18 protein-coding genes are annotated in these 14,453 nt (G+C 67.1%); 9 read left to right on the top strand and 9 right to left on the bottom strand.

What is annotated here, in order from left to right:
- Positions 1 to 166 precede the first annotated feature (166 nt).
- The 3 genes from rplU to O5K39_RS00265 all read left to right on the top strand — a co-directional run bounded on the left by rplU (position 167) and on the right by O5K39_RS00265 (position 1,783).
- Positions 167 to 712, top strand: a complete 546-nt coding sequence (gene rplU / locus O5K39_RS00275) for a 50S ribosomal protein L21 (RefSeq protein ID WP_271145307.1) — start codon at positions 167 to 169, stop codon at positions 710 to 712.
- 87 nt (positions 713 to 799) lie between these two features.
- Positions 800 to 1,084, top strand: coding sequence for a 50S ribosomal protein L27 (rpmA, locus tag O5K39_RS00270; RefSeq protein WP_271145306.1), 285 nt, complete (start codon positions 800 to 802; stop codon positions 1,082 to 1,084).
- A 165-nt stretch (positions 1,085 to 1,249) separates the two neighbouring features.
- Positions 1,250 to 1,783, top strand: a complete 534-nt coding sequence (locus tag O5K39_RS00265; protein ID WP_271147201.1) for a GNAT family N-acetyltransferase — start codon at positions 1,250 to 1,252, stop codon at positions 1,781 to 1,783.
- Positions 1,784 to 1,802: 19 nt separating this feature from the next.
- Here O5K39_RS00265 and O5K39_RS00260 read toward each other — a convergent pair whose 3' ends face one another.
- The 4 genes from O5K39_RS00260 to O5K39_RS00245 all read right to left on the bottom strand — a co-directional run bounded on the left by O5K39_RS00260 (position 1,803) and on the right by O5K39_RS00245 (position 4,149).
- Positions 1,803 to 2,474: a hypothetical protein gene (locus O5K39_RS00260; RefSeq protein WP_271145305.1), complete on the bottom strand. Its 672-nt coding sequence runs from the start codon at positions 2,472 to 2,474 to the stop codon at positions 1,803 to 1,805.
- A gap of 153 nt (positions 2,475 to 2,627) precedes the next feature.
- A complete protein-coding gene (locus tag O5K39_RS00255) occupies positions 2,628 to 2,825 on the bottom strand; it encodes a hypothetical protein (RefSeq protein WP_271145304.1) in 198 nt (65 codons plus the stop codon).
- Positions 2,826 to 2,923: 98 nt separating this feature from the next.
- Positions 2,924 to 3,550: a BA14K family protein gene (locus O5K39_RS00250; RefSeq protein ID WP_271145303.1), complete on the bottom strand. Its 627-nt coding sequence runs from the start codon at positions 3,548 to 3,550 to the stop codon at positions 2,924 to 2,926.
- A gap of 56 nt (positions 3,551 to 3,606) precedes the next feature.
- A complete protein-coding gene (locus tag O5K39_RS00245) occupies positions 3,607 to 4,149 on the bottom strand; it encodes a hypothetical protein (protein ID WP_271145302.1) in 543 nt (180 codons plus the stop codon).
- A gap of 153 nt (positions 4,150 to 4,302) precedes the next feature.
- Here O5K39_RS00245 and O5K39_RS00240 point away from each other — a divergent pair, with 153 nt between their 5' ends.
- Positions 4,303 to 5,505, top strand: a complete 1,203-nt coding sequence (locus O5K39_RS00240) for a threonine ammonia-lyase (RefSeq protein ID WP_271145301.1) — start codon at positions 4,303 to 4,305, stop codon at positions 5,503 to 5,505.
- A 16-nt stretch (positions 5,506 to 5,521) separates the two neighbouring features.
- On the top strand, positions 5,522 to 6,079 hold the full coding sequence (locus O5K39_RS00235; RefSeq protein ID WP_271145300.1) for an FKBP-type peptidyl-prolyl cis-trans isomerase: 558 nt from the start codon (positions 5,522 to 5,524) through the stop codon (positions 6,077 to 6,079).
- A gap of 147 nt (positions 6,080 to 6,226) precedes the next feature.
- On the opposite strand, the gene O5K39_RS00230 is transcribed toward O5K39_RS00235, so the two are convergent.
- Positions 6,227 to 7,078 (bottom strand): FkbM family methyltransferase, encoded by an 852-nt coding sequence (locus tag O5K39_RS00230; protein ID WP_271145299.1) that lies wholly within the window; start codon positions 7,076 to 7,078, stop codon positions 6,227 to 6,229.
- 4 nt (positions 7,079 to 7,082) lie between these two features.
- Entirely contained in the window at positions 7,083 to 8,108 is a 1,026-nt protein-coding gene (locus O5K39_RS00225; protein ID WP_271145298.1) for a 2'-deoxycytidine 5'-triphosphate deaminase, read from the bottom strand.
- A 121-nt stretch (positions 8,109 to 8,229) separates the two neighbouring features.
- On the opposite strand from O5K39_RS00225, the gene apaG reads away from it, so the two are divergent.
- On the top strand, positions 8,230 to 8,637 hold the full coding sequence (gene apaG, locus O5K39_RS00220; RefSeq protein ID WP_271145297.1) for a Co2+/Mg2+ efflux protein ApaG: 408 nt from the start codon (positions 8,230 to 8,232) through the stop codon (positions 8,635 to 8,637).
- 347 nt (positions 8,638 to 8,984) lie between these two features.
- Here apaG and O5K39_RS00215 read toward each other — a convergent pair whose 3' ends face one another.
- The gene (locus O5K39_RS00215) at positions 8,985 to 9,518 is read right to left on the bottom strand and encodes a GcrA family cell cycle regulator (protein ID WP_271145296.1); all 534 of its coding nucleotides are present in this window, start codon (positions 9,516 to 9,518) and stop codon (positions 8,985 to 8,987) included.
- Positions 9,519 to 9,758: 240 nt separating this feature from the next.
- Here O5K39_RS00215 and O5K39_RS00210 point away from each other — a divergent pair, with 240 nt between their 5' ends.
- Positions 9,759 to 11,015 carry a cation:proton antiporter gene (locus O5K39_RS00210; RefSeq protein WP_271145295.1) on the top strand — a complete coding sequence of 419 codons (1,257 nt, stop codon included), beginning with the start codon at positions 9,759 to 9,761 and terminating at the stop codon, positions 11,013 to 11,015.
- Between the two features lie 59 nt (positions 11,016 to 11,074).
- On the opposite strand, the gene O5K39_RS00205 is transcribed toward O5K39_RS00210, so the two are convergent.
- Positions 11,075 to 11,848, bottom strand: coding sequence for a PhoH family protein (locus O5K39_RS00205; protein WP_271145294.1), 774 nt, complete (start codon positions 11,846 to 11,848; stop codon positions 11,075 to 11,077).
- Positions 11,849 to 12,186: 338 nt separating this feature from the next.
- Between O5K39_RS00205 and O5K39_RS00200 the strand changes: the two genes are divergently transcribed.
- Entirely contained in the window at positions 12,187 to 12,714 is a 528-nt protein-coding gene (locus O5K39_RS00200) for a gamma carbonic anhydrase family protein (RefSeq protein ID WP_271147200.1), read from the top strand.
- On the opposite strand, the gene O5K39_RS00195 is transcribed toward O5K39_RS00200, so the two are convergent.
- On the bottom strand, positions 12,711 to 13,238 hold the full coding sequence (locus tag O5K39_RS00195) for a PAS domain-containing protein (protein WP_271145293.1): 528 nt from the start codon (positions 13,236 to 13,238) through the stop codon (positions 12,711 to 12,713). The genes O5K39_RS00200 and O5K39_RS00195 overlap by 4 nt on opposite strands.
- A gap of 162 nt (positions 13,239 to 13,400) precedes the next feature.
- Between O5K39_RS00195 and O5K39_RS00190 the strand changes: the two genes are divergently transcribed.
- The gene (locus O5K39_RS00190; protein ID WP_271145292.1) at positions 13,401 to 14,396 is read left to right on the top strand and encodes a hypothetical protein; all 996 of its coding nucleotides are present in this window, start codon (positions 13,401 to 13,403) and stop codon (positions 14,394 to 14,396) included.
- Positions 14,397 to 14,453 lie beyond the last annotated feature (57 nt).

Genomic DNA, 14,453 nt, shown 5'->3' with positions numbered 1-14,453 from the left:
CGGACGGGCTAGAGAGTCGTGTCATTTCAGGCGGCGAGGCTGTTTTCGGGCCACGCCCCGGGCCTTTTGCGTTGACTCGTCGGGGTCGGTCCGTATATGTCGCCGCTCTTCGCCCGCGGGGTCACCCGGCGGGCGCTATCTTTTTTGCGTTACGCTGAGGCTCAACATGTACGCGGTGATCAAAACCGGCGGCAAGCAGTACCGGGTCCAACCGGGCGACACGATCGTTGTCGAAAAGCTTGACGGCGACGCTGGCCAGGAACTGAAGTTCGACAGCGTCCTGATGCTGGGCGGCGACAACGGCGTCACGCTGGGCGCTCCGATGATCGACGGTGCCTTCGTCGGCGCGACCCTGATCGAGACCCGCAAGGGTGAGAAGATCAAGATCTTCAAGAAGACCCGTCGTCAGGGCTATCGCCGGACCAACGGCCATCGCCAGATGGAATCGGTCCTGCAGATCACCGGCATCGAAGGCGCCGGCGAGAGCGCCAAGTGGGACGGCACGGTCAATCTGATGACCAAGGCCGAGATCAACCTGCGCGCCCGTGGCCTGGCCAAGCGCGAAGCGACCTCGGACCTGGGTTCGACCGAAACCGTCGTCGCCGATCATGACGGAGCTCAGGTCGACGCCGTCGTCGTCGAGAAATCCGCACCCGCCAAGAAGGCCCCGGCGAAGAAGGCTGCCAAGCCCGCCGAGACCGACGAAGCCTAAAGAACAACCGCGCTACCCAGCGCGACCCCACGAGACGCGCTCAACCAGGCCGCAAGGCCGGTAGCGCAGAGAAAGAGGAGCAAACCCATGGCTCACAAGAAATCCGGTGGTTCGTCGCGTAACGGTCGCGACTCCCATTCCAAGCGCCTCGGCGTGAAGAAGTTTGGCAGCGAGCAGGTCGTGGCCGGCAACATCATCGTGCGCCAACGCGGCACGACCTTCCACCCCGGCGACAACGTCGGCATGGGTCGCGACCACACCCTGTTCGCCCTCGAGCACGGCGCGGTGAAATTCACCAAGAAAGCCAACGGCCGTTGTTACGTGTCGATCCTTCCGGCGAACGACGATCAAGTGGCGCTCGCCGCCGAGTAGCACGACTGGAAATCCCGGATCGTGTTGCTTGAAACAGCAGCCGATCCGGACCAGGGAAATTTTCCGCGGGGAGTCTGGATCACAGGCTCCCCGTTTGCGTTTCCCCGCCTCGAAGTCCGCCCGAGCCCTCAAAAGGAGGCGGACCGAATGAGAGAGGCGAACGCCATGTGCATCATCGAAACCTCCCCGGTCATCGAGACCCGGCGACTGGTCCTTCGTGCGCCCGCGCCCCAGGACGTGAGCCGCATCGCCGCCCTGGCCAATGATCCCGACATCGCCCGCATGACCTGCCGGATGCCCCATCCGTTCGGCACCGGCGACGCCGAGGACTTCGTGATCTCGGTCGCGGGCCAGGACCCGGCGCGGGCCAACACCTTCCTGATCGAGCATGAGGACGCGGGCCCTGTCGGGGTCATCGGCCTGTTCGAGAGCGGGGATCGGGTGCCCGAGACGGGATACTGGATCGGGCGCGAGTTCTGGGGCCGGGGCTTTGCCACCGAGGCGCTGGAGGCGGCCACCGTCTGGGCCAGCCGCAAGTGGCGCAGGCGGGCGTTGATGGCCGGCCATTTCTCGGACAACCCGGCCTCGGGCCGCGTGCTGGAAAAGGCGGGGTTTTTGTACACCGGCGAGACCCGGCGTCAGTTCAGCCGCGCGCGGGGTGAACCCACCGATACGCGGATGATGGTCTGGCTGGCCTGACGCGTGGACAGTCGGGAGGTCAGCCGACGAGGCCGGCCGCCCATCCCGCGAAGGCCAGCCACGCCGGCGTCATCCAGACCATCGGGGTCGCGATCATGACCACGGCCACGACCAGTCCGCCGATCAGGGTCGCGGGATGCACACGCTTGAGCGTGTAGAGATCCCATAGGACCAGGGCGACGACGAACAGCAGAGGTAGCAGCCCCTTGAACGGCTGATCGATCGGCAGTGTCATCCGACCGAGAGAGGGCTGGAGCATGTCGAACATCGCCAGCATCATCAGCCGCTTGTGCGTCGCCGGTGTCCTACGGAAGGCCAAGGCCGCCACGATCAGTCCGCAGAAGACGGGGATGTCGAGCAGCGGCACCGCGAGCCAAGACAGCGGCGGAATTCCGGGTGGTGCCGTGAGCGGCCGGTCGACGCCGTGCAGCGCCACCAGGATCGCCAGCGGAATCATCAATGTGACCAAGACCAGGCCTGCGACGCCTAACCGCCTGTGGACAGCGACCTTGCCGCCGGCGACCAGCCCCGCCTGAACCGCGAAGAGCAGGATCCAGAGGGAGAAGACCAGTCCATGCAGATGGACCAGCAGATTCAGCGGCTCATAAGGGTGGGCCGGGGGGAGGGTTCCCCGCAGATAGTAGCTCGGCGCGAAGCCCACGATCGTGCTGATCAGCACGATGATGGCCATGGTGGTGAAGAATATCCGGTCGCGAGGCAATCGCGGCCTGGCGGAAACGCGTGGTTCAACCGCTGCGATCATGTCCAGACCCCCGAGTAGGACCCTAGACGATCATGGTCGAACGGTGTTGTCCAGAGCGTGATGCGTCATTGCCGTGACGGCTCAGCCGCCCGCCAGACCCGGTCCGAACAGGACGATCGCGCCGACGACTCCGCCGACGATCGCCGCCGCTGCACCCGCCACGAAGGCGATGGCGGTGCGGGTGCGTCGGCGACGCATGCCGCCGGTGCGGACGTTACGGATATAGACCTTGGGCGTGCGGTCGAAGGCTTCGGATCCGCTGATGTTATGCTGGGACATGGACGCGCTCCCCACTGAACTGAAGGTTCAGTCAGGGACGCCCGGAAAGGCCAAACAAAGGCGAACGGCGCTCGACCGATCACCTTTCCGTGGACGGATCAGCCGCAGAAGACCCGCTGGCCGCTGTAGGCCGTGTAATAGCCGGTCGCGGGGTCGTAGGATCGGTACTCGGCGCAGCACCAGTTGATGCGCTGAGGATCGCGGCCATACTGGGCGTAGGTTGTGTGGTTATGGCCGTGCGGGTCGGCATAGGTCTGGCCATGGCTGTAGCCCCCCGAATAGACGACGTCGGGGCGGCCGTACTCGCCGGGATAGATCGCGGGCCCGCCATAGCTGGGGCGGCTGGTCGAATAGGAGCGTCTCGGCGTGCCGCGATATTGTCTCTGGTCCCGCCAGCGGGCGTCGCAGTCGGTGCGGCCCCGATCCCAGTAGGCGTCGCAGCGGAAGTCTCCCGGCACGTCCTGCTGGCCGTTGAAGGCATAGGGTCGGCGTGGACCACGATCGTGGCGACGGTCGCAGGAGGAACCGCAGGACCGGTCATAGGATGAGGCACGACCCTGGCCATAGCCGTAGCCCTGGCTGGAGTAGGTCTGGCTGGAATAGCCGTAGGATTGCGCGCCATAGGACTGCGCTGCATAGGCCTGGCTGGTATGGACCTGGGCCTGGACTGCCGAGGACGTCCCGAGGATGAGGGCCGCAGCGGCGACGATGATACGCGAAATCATGGTGAACGCCTCAGGCCAGGCGGAGCCGTTCTGGCTCCGTTAACCATGGAACAGCGTTACAGGGTGACGGTCAAGACGCGGCCGCCCCGGGTCACCACCCGGCGCATCAGGATCACCCGTTCTCCGCCGGCGCTGACGGGGGTAATGATGAACCAGCCACCGTCCGGCAGGCCCGCAAAGGTGAAGCGGCCCTCGGTGCAGGTCGTGGAGCGCACGAAGGAACGATAGTCGGCGTTCGGATCGGCGACGGTGCGGGCACGGACCACGGCCTCGGGAACCGCTGCCTGACTGGTCGAACCGTACAGGGTCGCAAACCGCTGGCGCGTGTAGGGGGTGTCGGGCGTCAGGGCGACCGAGCCGGTGCAGGCATAGGCCGCGCCCTCGCGCTGGAAGCTGACCCTGCCCTCGATCCCGTTACGCCCGCCCGCCGTGGACCAGGCGAAGGCTTCAGCGCTGAAGGCCGTCGAGGGTGGCGGCGGCGGCACCATGGGGCCGCTCATCGTCGTCGGGGCGCAGGCGGCACCCATCACGGCCATGGCGGCGAGCGACAGAACGGTCAGCGGCCGAACTGCCAGCGGTGGACGCAAACGCGTGGTCATGGTGCGGTTCCCTAAACCCGTCCGATTCTGCGCGACCGGACCTTGGGCGACATACGCCAAACGCGGGGCCCAAGGTCAAGGTTGCGAGGACCGATGACGCGCGCCACAAGTCGGGTCGGGCGAGAACGAGGCCCGGTGTCGGAGTGTGGTCCCATGAGCGTCGTCTTCGCCGATATCCAGGCCGCGCAGGGGCGGATCGCCGGTCAGGTGGACCGGACCCCCGTGCGTCACTCTCGCCGCCTGTCCCAGCTGACCGGGGCCGAGGTCTGGGTGAAGTACGACAACCTCCACTTCACCGGCAGCTTCAAGGAGCGCGGCGCGCTGAACCGTCTGCTGTCCCTGACCGAGGACGAGAGGCGGCGCGGCGTGGTGGCGGCCTCGGCCGGAAACCATGCCCAGGCCCTCGCCTATCACGGCGGACGGCTGGGCGTGCCGGTGACCATCGTGATGCCCGAGGGTACGCCCTTCACCAAGGTGGACGGCACACGCAGCCACGGGGCGACCGTGGTCATCAAGGGCTCGGACTTCACCGGCTCGACCACCGAGGCGCACCGGTTCCGCGACGAGGAGGGGCTGGTCTTCATCTCGGCCTTTGACGACGAAGGCATCGTGGCGGGCCAGGGTGTCTGCGCGATCGAGTTCCTGGAGGATGCGCCGGATCTCGATGTCCTCATCATTCCCATCGGCGGCGGCGGGCTGATCGCCGGATGCGCGGTGGCGGCCAAGGCGATGAAGCCGGACATCCGCATCTTCGGCGTCGAGGCCGAGATGTATCCGTCCTTCGCGGCGCGGCGCGCGGGCGTGGACTCCAAATGCGGCGGGGCGACGATCGCCGAGGGGATCGCGGTCAAGGACGTCGGCGACATCCCCTTCGCCATCGCCAATCCCCTGGTCGAGGACGTTCTGGTCTGCGCCGAGGAGGATTTCGAGAAGGCCGTCGCCTTCTATGCGACCTATGAGAAGTCGGTGGCCGAAGGGGCGGGGGCCGGGGGGCTGGCGGCCCTGCTGCGCTATCCCGAAAAGTTCGCGGGGATGAAGGTCGGACTGGTGCTGTGTGGCGGCAATATCGACGCGCGGATGCTGGCCGTGGTGCTGAACCGCGAGATGGTCCGTGAACGGAGGTTGCTGACCTATCGCATCCTGGGCGACGACCGGCCGGGGATGCTGTCGGCCATGGCGGCGGTGATCGGGGGGCTCGGAGGCAACATCATCGACGTCGTCCACAACCGTCTGGCGCTCGACGTCCCGGCCAAGGGTGCCGAGTTCGACATCATGGTCGAAACACGCGATAGCGCCCACGCCGACGAGATCGGGCAGGCGTTGAAGGACAAGGGCTATGCGCTTCGGATGGGTTAGAGCGTTTTCAAGCGAATTGGACACCGGTTCGCGTCAAGAAAACGCGACCAAACTAATCTTTGCGGCGGCGACGGCCGCGGCGATTCTGGCCGTGGCGGCCTGTGGTCGGGCTCACGAGGCGGTGCCCAGCGTCGATCCGGCGAAGAACGCCGAGGTCGCAGCGGCGTGGATGGCGAACAACGCCAAGGCGGCGGGGGTGCAGACCCTGCCCAGTGGCTTGCAGTACAAGGTCGTGCAGTCGGGACCGCCGGGGGCCCCGACGCCGGACCGCAACGACCTGGTCATGGTGGATTACGAGGGCGCGCTGACCGACGGGACGGTTTTCGATTCCTCGTTCCAGAAGGGCGTGCCCTATGCCACCCACGTCGATGAGGTCGTGCCCGGCTGGACCGAGGCGTTGCAACGGATGAAGGCCGGTGACGAGTGGGTGCTCTATGTGCCGCCGGCGCTGGGTTACGGCGATCAGGACAAGGGCGACATCCCGCCGAACTCGGTGATGGTGTTCCGGATCAAGCTTCTTGCCGTCGAGCCTGTAGCGGGCGGTGGCCGCGGTGTAGGGCTGGCGAACGGCTGAAACCACACTTCCGCTCACCCCGGCGAAACCCGGGGCCCAGTTCTTTCGCGAAGCTCTGTGTCCGGGATGGAGGGCTGACCCCACGGTCGTTGTCCATCGCCCAAAGCACGGGGTCCCGGCTTTCGCCTGGATGAGCGGAGGAGAGAGTTATCTGCATCGCGGATCGCGGCGGCAGGCGACGATGTCGGTGTGGCCTGCCGCCTTGAGGGCATCGATCGAAAGGGGTGTGAGCCTGGCGTCGCGTTCCATCCGCCAGAACCGGAACCCGTCGGCGGCCATTCGATCGACGAAGGCGGCCGGGTCGGTGCGCGACACGATCTGGACCGGGCTCCATTCCATGCAGACCACGATGTCGGGATTGTCGCTCAGGATGCGTTCGGCACCGGTCATGACGAAGGGCTCGGAGCCCTCGGCGTCCATGCGGATCAGGTCGACGCGACCCTGGATCAGGTCGTCGAGCCGCGCGGCCGGGGCCTCGATGACTTCGGAATCGGCGAACGGCGGCTGGTCCAGCACGGCGACATGGCCGCCGCCGGAGACGGTGCGCGAGGTCACGAAGGACACCGTCCCCATTCGGTCAAGCGCCGCCTGGGCCAGCACGCGCGCACGATCGTCCAACCCGTTCAGCGCCAGCGACCGCTGGGCCAGGTCGGCTAGCCGGGGATTGGCCTCCAGCGCTAGCACCGAGCCGGTCGGCCTCACGGCATCGGCCATCAGTACGGTGTAGTAGCCGAGGTTGGCGCCTACCTCGACGATCCGGTCGCCGGGACGGATGAGGGACAGCACCGACAGGGTGGTCCACCGCTCCCAATAGCCGCGCCGGATCAGACTGCCGCTGATGTCGCCGTCCTGGGGATCGACGTAGAGCGAGAGCCCGCCCGCCAGCCGCACGCGACCCAGATCGGGACCCAGGGCTTCATAGTGGTCGGTCGTGACCGCCTGGGCCGCCGGTCGGAACCGCCGGGTCAGCCGGGCGAGGGTGCGCTTCAGGCCGCCCACCCGGTCAGGCCCAGGGGCTGAAATGTTTCGACAGCTTCAGGCCCTGGCGCTGGTAGTGGCTGCCACCCTCGCCATAGAGGCGTGTCGGTTTTTCGGTCAGGGGTTCGTAGACCAGCCGGGCGACGATCTGGCCGTGTTCCAGCAGGAAGGGGGTGTCGTGGGTGCGAACCTCCAGCACGCCCTTTGACCCCGCGCCATGCGCCTCGTCCGTGCCGAAGCCGGGGTCGAAGAAGCCGGCGTAGTGGACGCGGAACTCGCCGACGCTGGGGTCGATGGGGGTCATCTCGGCGGCCTGGAGCACCGGGATCTCGACCGCCTCGTTGGACGCCAGGATGTAGAACTCGCCGGGGTCCAGCAGCAGTTCGCCGCGCCGCAGGGTCAGGGGCTCCCAGAAGTCGCGCGGGTCGTGGCCGTCGATGCGGTCCAGATCGACGACACCGGCGTGGCGACGGCCGCGGAAGCCGACGACATCGCCGCCCTGAAGATCGACGCCGACGCTGCGGGTCTCCAGCCTGGGCGGCTCGCCGGCCTTGAGCCGCAGCTGGTTCAGCCGGGTTCCGGGCCGGACCAGGATGGAAAAGGTCTGGGGCGCGATCTCCAGATAGAGCGGCCCGTCATAGCCTTCCGCCACATCGTCGAAACTGGCGCCCCGGTCGGTCAGCAGGCGCACGAAAACGTCGATGCGGCCGGTCGAGGACTTGGGGTTGGCGCGCGCGATCAGTCCCTTGGGCAGGCTGAGCCGCTCCTGAAGCTCGGCGATGTAGACGCAGCCCTTTTCCAGCACGACGCCGCCCGACAGGTCGATCGAATGCATGGAGACGTCGGCGATCCGGTCGGCGACCAGCCTCTGGCCCGGCAGGAAGGAGGCTCGCACCCGCCAGGCGCGGTCGGACAGGCGCAGGTCCAGGCTGGCGGGCTGGACCTGATCGGCGTCGAACGGAGTTTGCGAGGTGATCGCGCCCGTGGCGATCAGGGCCTCGATGGACTGGCAGGGCAGGATGCCCGGTCGGGAAAGGTCGATGGAGCTCATCCTTGAAGCCAATACACGGCAACGGCGCAAAGGAAGAGGGTTGAAGCGAAAGCCTGACGGCGCGACACCGCATTGGGCCCTGACGGCCTCAAGTAGCGCGACCGCGCGATAGGCCCAAAGAATGTACGATACGCCCGCCTACACCGCCGAAACCGAAGGCGTCCTGGTCAAGGTTCGGCCCAGCTATCTGGCGGGCCAGTCCGATCCGCAGGCGGGGCGCTGGGTCTGGGCCTATCAGATCGAGATCGTCAACCTGAGCGCGGCACCCGTGCAGTTGATTTCGCGCCACTGGATCATCACCGATGCCCATGGGCGGGTCGAGGAGGTGCGCGGGCCTGGCGTGGTGGGCGACCAGCCGGTGATCGCGCCCGGCGACAGCTATTCCTATGCCTCGGGCTGTCCGCTGCCGACCCCGTCAGGCTCCATGGTCGGCACCTATGCGATGACGGACAGCGCGGGCCGGGTGTTCGAGGCGGCGATCCCGGCCTTCAGCCTGGATGTGCCGGGTCATAAGCGGGTGCTGAACTGACGACGCCCGCGCCTTCGCGCTCAAGCAGCGGAGCCGTCGCGTGGCGAGCGGTAGCGCAAAAATCCGGCGCTCAACCAGCGGAGCCGCCGCGCGGCGAGCGGTAGCGCAAAAAACCTGCGCTCAAGCAGCGGAGCCACCGCGCGGCGAGCGATAGCGCAAAAAGGAGCGGTGGCTGGGGCTGCGTCAACCCGGATAACCGCAGCCCCGCCCCGTGTCCCGCCGACTGGGGAGCCGGTGCGGGGTGGCTTGTAGACGCCATCGAGCGCCGATGATCTGGCGGCGGCCCTTCTGGTGAAGAGACCCGTCGCGCTCAGGCAGCGCGCGACCGCCTCGCGAGCGGTAGCGCCCTAGACATACCTGCGCAGCGAACGCGCCAGTTCGGTGGCACCGTTCTTCTTGATCTGGGGCTGGTAGGCGACGCGGGCGTGTTCGCCGCAGTAGACGCCTTCGGAAGCGCGACGGCCGCAGAAGCTGAACTCGCGCGAGGACGGATCACCGATCGGCCATTTGCACATATGGGCGCCGAGGGTCAGGACGGTGGCGGTGCCGGGCAGTTCGGCGACGACGGCCAGAGGCGTCGGGGGAACCGGAACATTGGGGCGCGGCGCAACGGCTTCGATGCGCCCCGCCTCGACCCGACGGGGTGCGGTCGGCTGGACCGGCGGGGTGGTGCGGGTCTTGGCCGGGCGGAAGGTGGTGGCGGCGCGGGCCGGTTGCGACGGGGTGGCGCGGCCCGACAGGCCCAGGCGATGCACCTTGCCGATGACGGCGTTGCGGGTCACGCCCCCGCCCAGTTGCTTGGCGATCTGGGACGCGGATTGCCCCTCCAGCCAGAGCTTCTTGAGAGCGCCTACGCGGTCTTCGGTCCAGCCTGCGGTCATGGCACCCTCCGGGGTATTGGATTCAACATATGGCGCCGACGTCAGCCCTGACATCGTTTCGCCTACCACTAATCGTAAACGGAACGTTAAGGGACGCAAGATGTGCGAATCAGTCGTCCACAGACTTCTAGATGTTGAATCACCCGGTCCGGGACGCGCGAAAGCCTTGCCGTAAGGGGCCCGGACGCCCATCTGGAGCGTTCACCTCAAGAGAGACACCCCGCCCGCACAGGAGCGCCGATGCCGCACGCCGACAGCCTGATCCTCACCCTGGTCGGAGGTTTCGTCCTCGCCTTCGTGTTCGGCATGTTGGCCCACCGGCTGAAACTGTCGCCCCTGGTCGGCTATCTGGTGGCGGGTGTCCTCGTCGGTCCGCACACCGCCGGCTTCGTCGCCGACACCGAACTGGCGCCTCAGCTGGCGGAGATCGGCGTGATCCTGCTGATGTTCGGCGTGGGCCTGCATTTCTCGCCCGCCGACCTGATGAAGGTGCGCAAGGTCGCGGTGCCGGGCGCTATTTTCCAGATCCTGGCGGCCACCGCCCTGGGCTGGGGTCTGGGCCGACTTCTGGGCATGGGCGATCTGGAGGCGGCCCTGATGGGGTTCACCCTGTCCGTCGCCTCGACCGTCGTCCTGCTGCGCGCGCTGGAGGAACGCAAACAGGTCAAGGGCGAGGTCGGCGGCATCGCCGTGGGATGGCTGATCGTCGAGGACCTCGTCATCGTCATCGCCCTGGTCCTGCTGCCCCTGCTGATCGTACAGCCGGGCGAGACCCTGAGCGGACCGGAACTCGCCAAATCCATCGGCTGGACCCTGGGCAAGGTCGCCGTCTTCGTCGGGGCCATGCTGGTCATCGGGCCCCGCGTCCTGCCCTGGGTGCTGGTCAAGATCGCCCATACCCGGTCCAGGGAGCTGTTCACGCTCGGCGTCCTGGCCATCGCGCTCGGCATCGCCTGGGTGGCCTATGCGATGTTCCACTCGTTCGCCCTGGGGGCCTTCCTGGCCGGGTTGGTGCTGAACTCGTCGCCGCTGGGCCACAATGCGGCGGAGCGGTCGCTGCCGTTGAGGGACGCCTTCGCCGTGCTGTTCTTCGTCTCGGTCGGGATGCTGTTCGACCCGATGATCCTGGTCGAGAAGCCGCTGACGGTGCTGGGCATCCTCGGCATCGTCATCCTGGGCAAGGCGTTGGCGGCGCTCGTCATCACCTTCGCCTTCAAGCTGGATCGCGCCACCAGCCTGACCATCGCGGCGTCTCTGGCCCAGATCGGCGAGTTCAGCTTCATCCTGGCCGCGCTCGGCGTATCTCTGGGGGCCCTGACGCCCCAGACCCACGACCTGATCCTGGCCGCCGCCCTGCTGTCGATCTCGCTAAACCCGTTCGTCTTCAAGCTGACGGATCGATTGGGTGGCAGGCCGAAATCCGGCTCGCCGGGGGCCAAGGCTCTGGCGGTCGAAACGGCGGCCGAGGCGAAGAAGCCGAACCCGGCGACGGCGTAAAAAATGAAGGGCCGCCGGATGTCTCCGGCGGCCCTCGCCTTGTCGATTGCGGACCGGGCCTACAAAACCCCGATCATGCTCGCGACCAGCGGATGACGGACGATGTCCTGTTCGGCCAGGCGGACGACGGCAATCTCAGGCACCGCTTCCAGCCGGTTCGCGACGTCGGCCAGACCCGAGAGGGACGGCAGCAGGTCGGTCTGACCGGGGTCGCCCGTCACGACCATCGTCGAGTGCCAGCCCAGCCGGGTCAGCAGCATCTTGAGCTGGACGTAGGTGCAGTTCTGGGCCTCGTCGATGACGATGAAGGCGTTGTTCAGGGTGCGACCGCGCATGTATCCGACGGGTGCGATCTCGATCAGACCCTCGGCCATCAGGGCCCCGACCCGTTTCATCGTCAGCCGGTCCGACAGGGCGTCGTAGAGCGGCCGCAGATAGGGGGCCAGCTTGTCCTCCATGGCACCGGGCAGGAAGCCGATCGATTCCCCGGCCTCGACGGCGGGACGGCTGAGGACGATGCGGCCGACCTTGCCGGCCTCGAGCGCCTCGACCGCCTTGGCGACGGCCAGATAGGTCTTGCCGGTGCCTGCGGGCCCGAGCGCCACGCACAGATTGTGGGTGTCGATGGCGTTCAGCAGTTCGGCCTGGCCCTCAGACTTGGGCTTCAGGGTCTTCAGATAGCTCTGGTCCCGGTCGTCGTTGGAGGGGTGGGGCGACCAGGCCGAGGTCGTGTGCGGCGTCGGCAGGCGGCGGACTTTCGAATCCTCCGAGAACTGGCGCGAATCGAAGACCCCTTCACGGGTCTGGCGCTTCATGGCTGCACGCTTGGTCATGGTTGCCTCATTCCTTGGGACGCCGGCGGGGAGAGCCGCTCGGCGCGGGGCATGAAAAAAGGCGATGCTGCAAAAGCATCGCCTCGGACGAAGACGGGAAGGATTTGGGCGACGCCGACAGGGCATCCGGGATCGGAAGAAGGGCCAACTTCCGGCGAGAGGACTCGCCGCCGAACCGAACGCACCACGCACTCGCCCCCGCATATGACCGGACCGGGCTTGATCCGGCTTCGGATAAGGGGTCGAAAGACAGGCCCCGAATCACTTCAACACCTTGAGCCTATCGTGGTTCATGAAGTGTTAAAGGGCGCATTTCGTTCAGATATGACGGTGTCGTGATGACTGTGTATGCGCTGGGTGACAAGAAACCGCAGCTTCCGCCGCCAGGGGAATACTGGATCGCGCCCAATGCCGTGGTGCTGGGCGATGTCATCCTCGAATCCGGTGCCAGTATCTGGTTCAATGCGGTGCTGCGTGGAGACACCGATACGCTGAGCGTGGGTGAGAACAGCAATATCCAGGACGGCAGCATACTGCATGCGGACGAAGGTGTGCCGCTGCTGATCGGGCGTGACGTCACCGTGGGGCACAAGGCGATGCTGCACGGCTGCACCGTCGGCGACAACGCGCTGATCGGGATCGGGGCGGTGGTGCTGAACGGGGCGGTGATCGGAAAGAACTGTCTGATCGGGGCGAACAGCCTGATCCCCGAGGGGAAGGTGATCCCCGACGGGTCGCTGGTCATGGGCCAGCCCGGCAAGGTCGTCCGGGAACTGACGGACAGTCAGGTCGCGGGGATCACGATGAGCGCGGCCCACTATGTGCAGAACTGGAAGCGGTTCGCCGCCAACCTGCGCGAACTCTAGGCGATACGGCGGCCGTCGATGGCGGCGAGGGTGAGGGGGGCGCGGGCGACGGGGCCGACGCCGATCGACAGCCGGGCCGAGAGTGAGCCGACGCCGTCGGCCTGACGATCCGCAGCATGGGGGGGCTGATACAGGCCCAGGATCCGGTCGGCCTCGCCGGAGGCGCTGCGCAGGGGGGCGATGACGATCTCGAGCGGTCCGCTCAGCCCCTCAGCCTCGGCGACCAGGACGACGGGACGGGCTTCGCGAAAGGTCTGGACGATGGCGGCGGCGACCATGGGGCGACCGTCCTCGCGCCACAGGGTCAGCCAGTCGACACCCCCCATGGACCCGCCATGGGCGCGTTCGATCCAGCCCCCGGCGAGGCGGAGCCGCGCGCCCGGATCGGTGCGGTCGGCCATGAACAACTGCGGCATCAGGCCGGCCAGGGCCATGGGATCGAAGGCGGCGCGCGCAGGGATGCGGGCGGCCTGCGGCAAGGCCAGCCAGTGGTCGATCAGGGTCTGCGTGCCGGAATGGAACATGGACGGGTCCTTCGCAGACCTCGCCGCAAGCCCTGCGCCGATCGGCAACAGCGTTAAAATCGCAACGGAAACGCAAGGGTTTTGCCCGCAGATACGCTTTGGACCCGTCCGCGCGCCTTGCACGGATGGCTTTGAGTTGACTGTTTTTCGGGAGCCCAGCCCATGCGGGTGAGGATCAAGACCTGGCTGCTCGCGGCCTTCGGAGCGTTCGTCCTGGCGGCGATCGGAGGCGAAGCGGCGGCCCAGTGTACCTCGGGCTGCACGCCTGCGCCCCCGCCGTGCTGCACCGCGCCGCCGACGCCGTCGTGCTGCGAAAGCCCGCCGCCGCCGCCCAGCCCGCCGTCGCCCCCCAACAGTTGCTGCGAGATGCCGCCGCCGCCCAACTATCCGGGTGGCAACATCAACGGCAATTTCAACGTCAATGTGAACATCAACGCCAACGCCAATTCGAACTCCAACAGCAACTCCAGCGACAATCTGATCCGCGCGCGCGGGGCCGGTGACGTCTACGTCAGTGGCGGGGGCGGGGCTTATTTCACGGTCGACCAGCCCTATCCGACGGTGATCCAGGGGCTGAACGTCGAAGGCGGCGCGGCCGCCCAGGTCATCCAGCAGGCGGTGCAACGGTCGCGCTGGGCTGCGACGCGCGTCGTGATCCAGGCCCTGTGCATCGACGACCGTAACATTCCCCACCCGGCGTCCCAGGTGCAGCCGGGTCGCGACATCGCGGCGGGCTACAACGGCGAGATCTATCGCTGCATCGCCGGCTCGCGGCTTCAGTACACGATCGCCCAGTTCGCCGAACAGATCAGCTTCGACCACGGCGAGACCGTGATGTGCCAGAAGGGCGAGAGCCTGTGGTATTCCGAAGGTGCCGCGGCCGGCAGCGCGTCCGCCTATGCGGCCCAGTATGGCGGCCAGCCTGGCCCCGGTGGGCCGGTCGGCAGCGGCATCGTCGAATGCAGGCCCCAGATCAACGAGCGGGACTGCAACGAGCGGTCGCTGCTGCGTCGCTACGGAGCCGGGATCAAGATCCTGACCCTGTGGCGCGAGGAGATCCACACCGAGTACGAGGAACAGGTCGTCCAGGCCTCGTCGTCGATGTCGGTGGGTTACAGCCTGACCCTGGACGGCGGCGTCGGCGGCCGGGTGTTCTGAACCCGCTCGAACGGACCCGTTCAGCCTGGCGACAGGCACGACCCTCTAGATTGATCA

The sequence above is a fragment of the Brevundimonas sp. NIBR10 genome, from assembly GCF_027912515.1.
Classification (GTDB): Bacteria; Pseudomonadota; Alphaproteobacteria; order Caulobacterales; family Caulobacteraceae; genus Brevundimonas.
Note: the sequence above shows the minus strand (reverse complement) of the source record. Positions and strands in the feature narration are given on the sequence as shown.

Bases quoted from the DNA above. Each gene is read 5' to 3' on its own strand.
- O5K39_RS00205 (WP_271145294.1), bottom strand. From the start codon at position 11,848: ATGACCAAGCGTGCAGCCATGAAGCGCCAGACCCGTGAAGGGGTCTTC.
- apaG (WP_271145297.1), top strand. From the start codon at position 8,230: ATGTACGATACGCCCGCCTACACCGCCGAAACCGAAGGCGTCCTGGTC.
- O5K39_RS00240 (WP_271145301.1), top strand. From the start codon at position 4,303: ATGAGCGTCGTCTTCGCCGATATCCAGGCCGCGCAGGGGCGGATCGCC.
- rpmA (WP_271145306.1), top strand. From the start codon at position 800: ATGGCTCACAAGAAATCCGGTGGTTCGTCGCGTAACGGTCGCGACTCC.
- O5K39_RS00250 (WP_271145303.1), bottom strand. From the start codon at position 3,550: ATGATTTCGCGTATCATCGTCGCCGCTGCGGCCCTCATCCTCGGGACG.
- O5K39_RS00265 (WP_271147201.1), top strand. From the start codon at position 1,250: ATGTGCATCATCGAAACCTCCCCGGTCATCGAGACCCGGCGACTGGTC.
- O5K39_RS00200 (WP_271147200.1), top strand. From the start codon at position 12,187: ATGACTGTGTATGCGCTGGGTGACAAGAAACCGCAGCTTCCGCCGCCA.
- O5K39_RS00195 (WP_271145293.1), bottom strand. From the start codon at position 13,238: ATGTTCCATTCCGGCACGCAGACCCTGATCGACCACTGGCTGGCCTTG.
- O5K39_RS00190 (WP_271145292.1), top strand. From the start codon at position 13,401: ATGCGGGTGAGGATCAAGACCTGGCTGCTCGCGGCCTTCGGAGCGTTC.
- O5K39_RS00225 (WP_271145298.1), bottom strand. From the start codon at position 8,108: ATGAGCTCCATCGACCTTTCCCGACCGGGCATCCTGCCCTGCCAGTCC.
- O5K39_RS00210 (WP_271145295.1), top strand. From the start codon at position 9,759: ATGCCGCACGCCGACAGCCTGATCCTCACCCTGGTCGGAGGTTTCGTC.
- O5K39_RS00245 (WP_271145302.1), bottom strand. From the start codon at position 4,149: ATGACCACGCGTTTGCGTCCACCGCTGGCAGTTCGGCCGCTGACCGTT.
- O5K39_RS00260 (WP_271145305.1), bottom strand. From the start codon at position 2,474: ATGGCCATCATCGTGCTGATCAGCACGATCGTGGGCTTCGCGCCGAGC.
- O5K39_RS00255 (WP_271145304.1), bottom strand. From the start codon at position 2,825: ATGTCCCAGCATAACATCAGCGGATCCGAAGCCTTCGACCGCACGCCC.
- rplU (WP_271145307.1), top strand. From the start codon at position 167: ATGTACGCGGTGATCAAAACCGGCGGCAAGCAGTACCGGGTCCAACCG.
- O5K39_RS00215 (WP_271145296.1), bottom strand. From the start codon at position 9,518: ATGACCGCAGGCTGGACCGAAGACCGCGTAGGCGCTCTCAAGAAGCTC.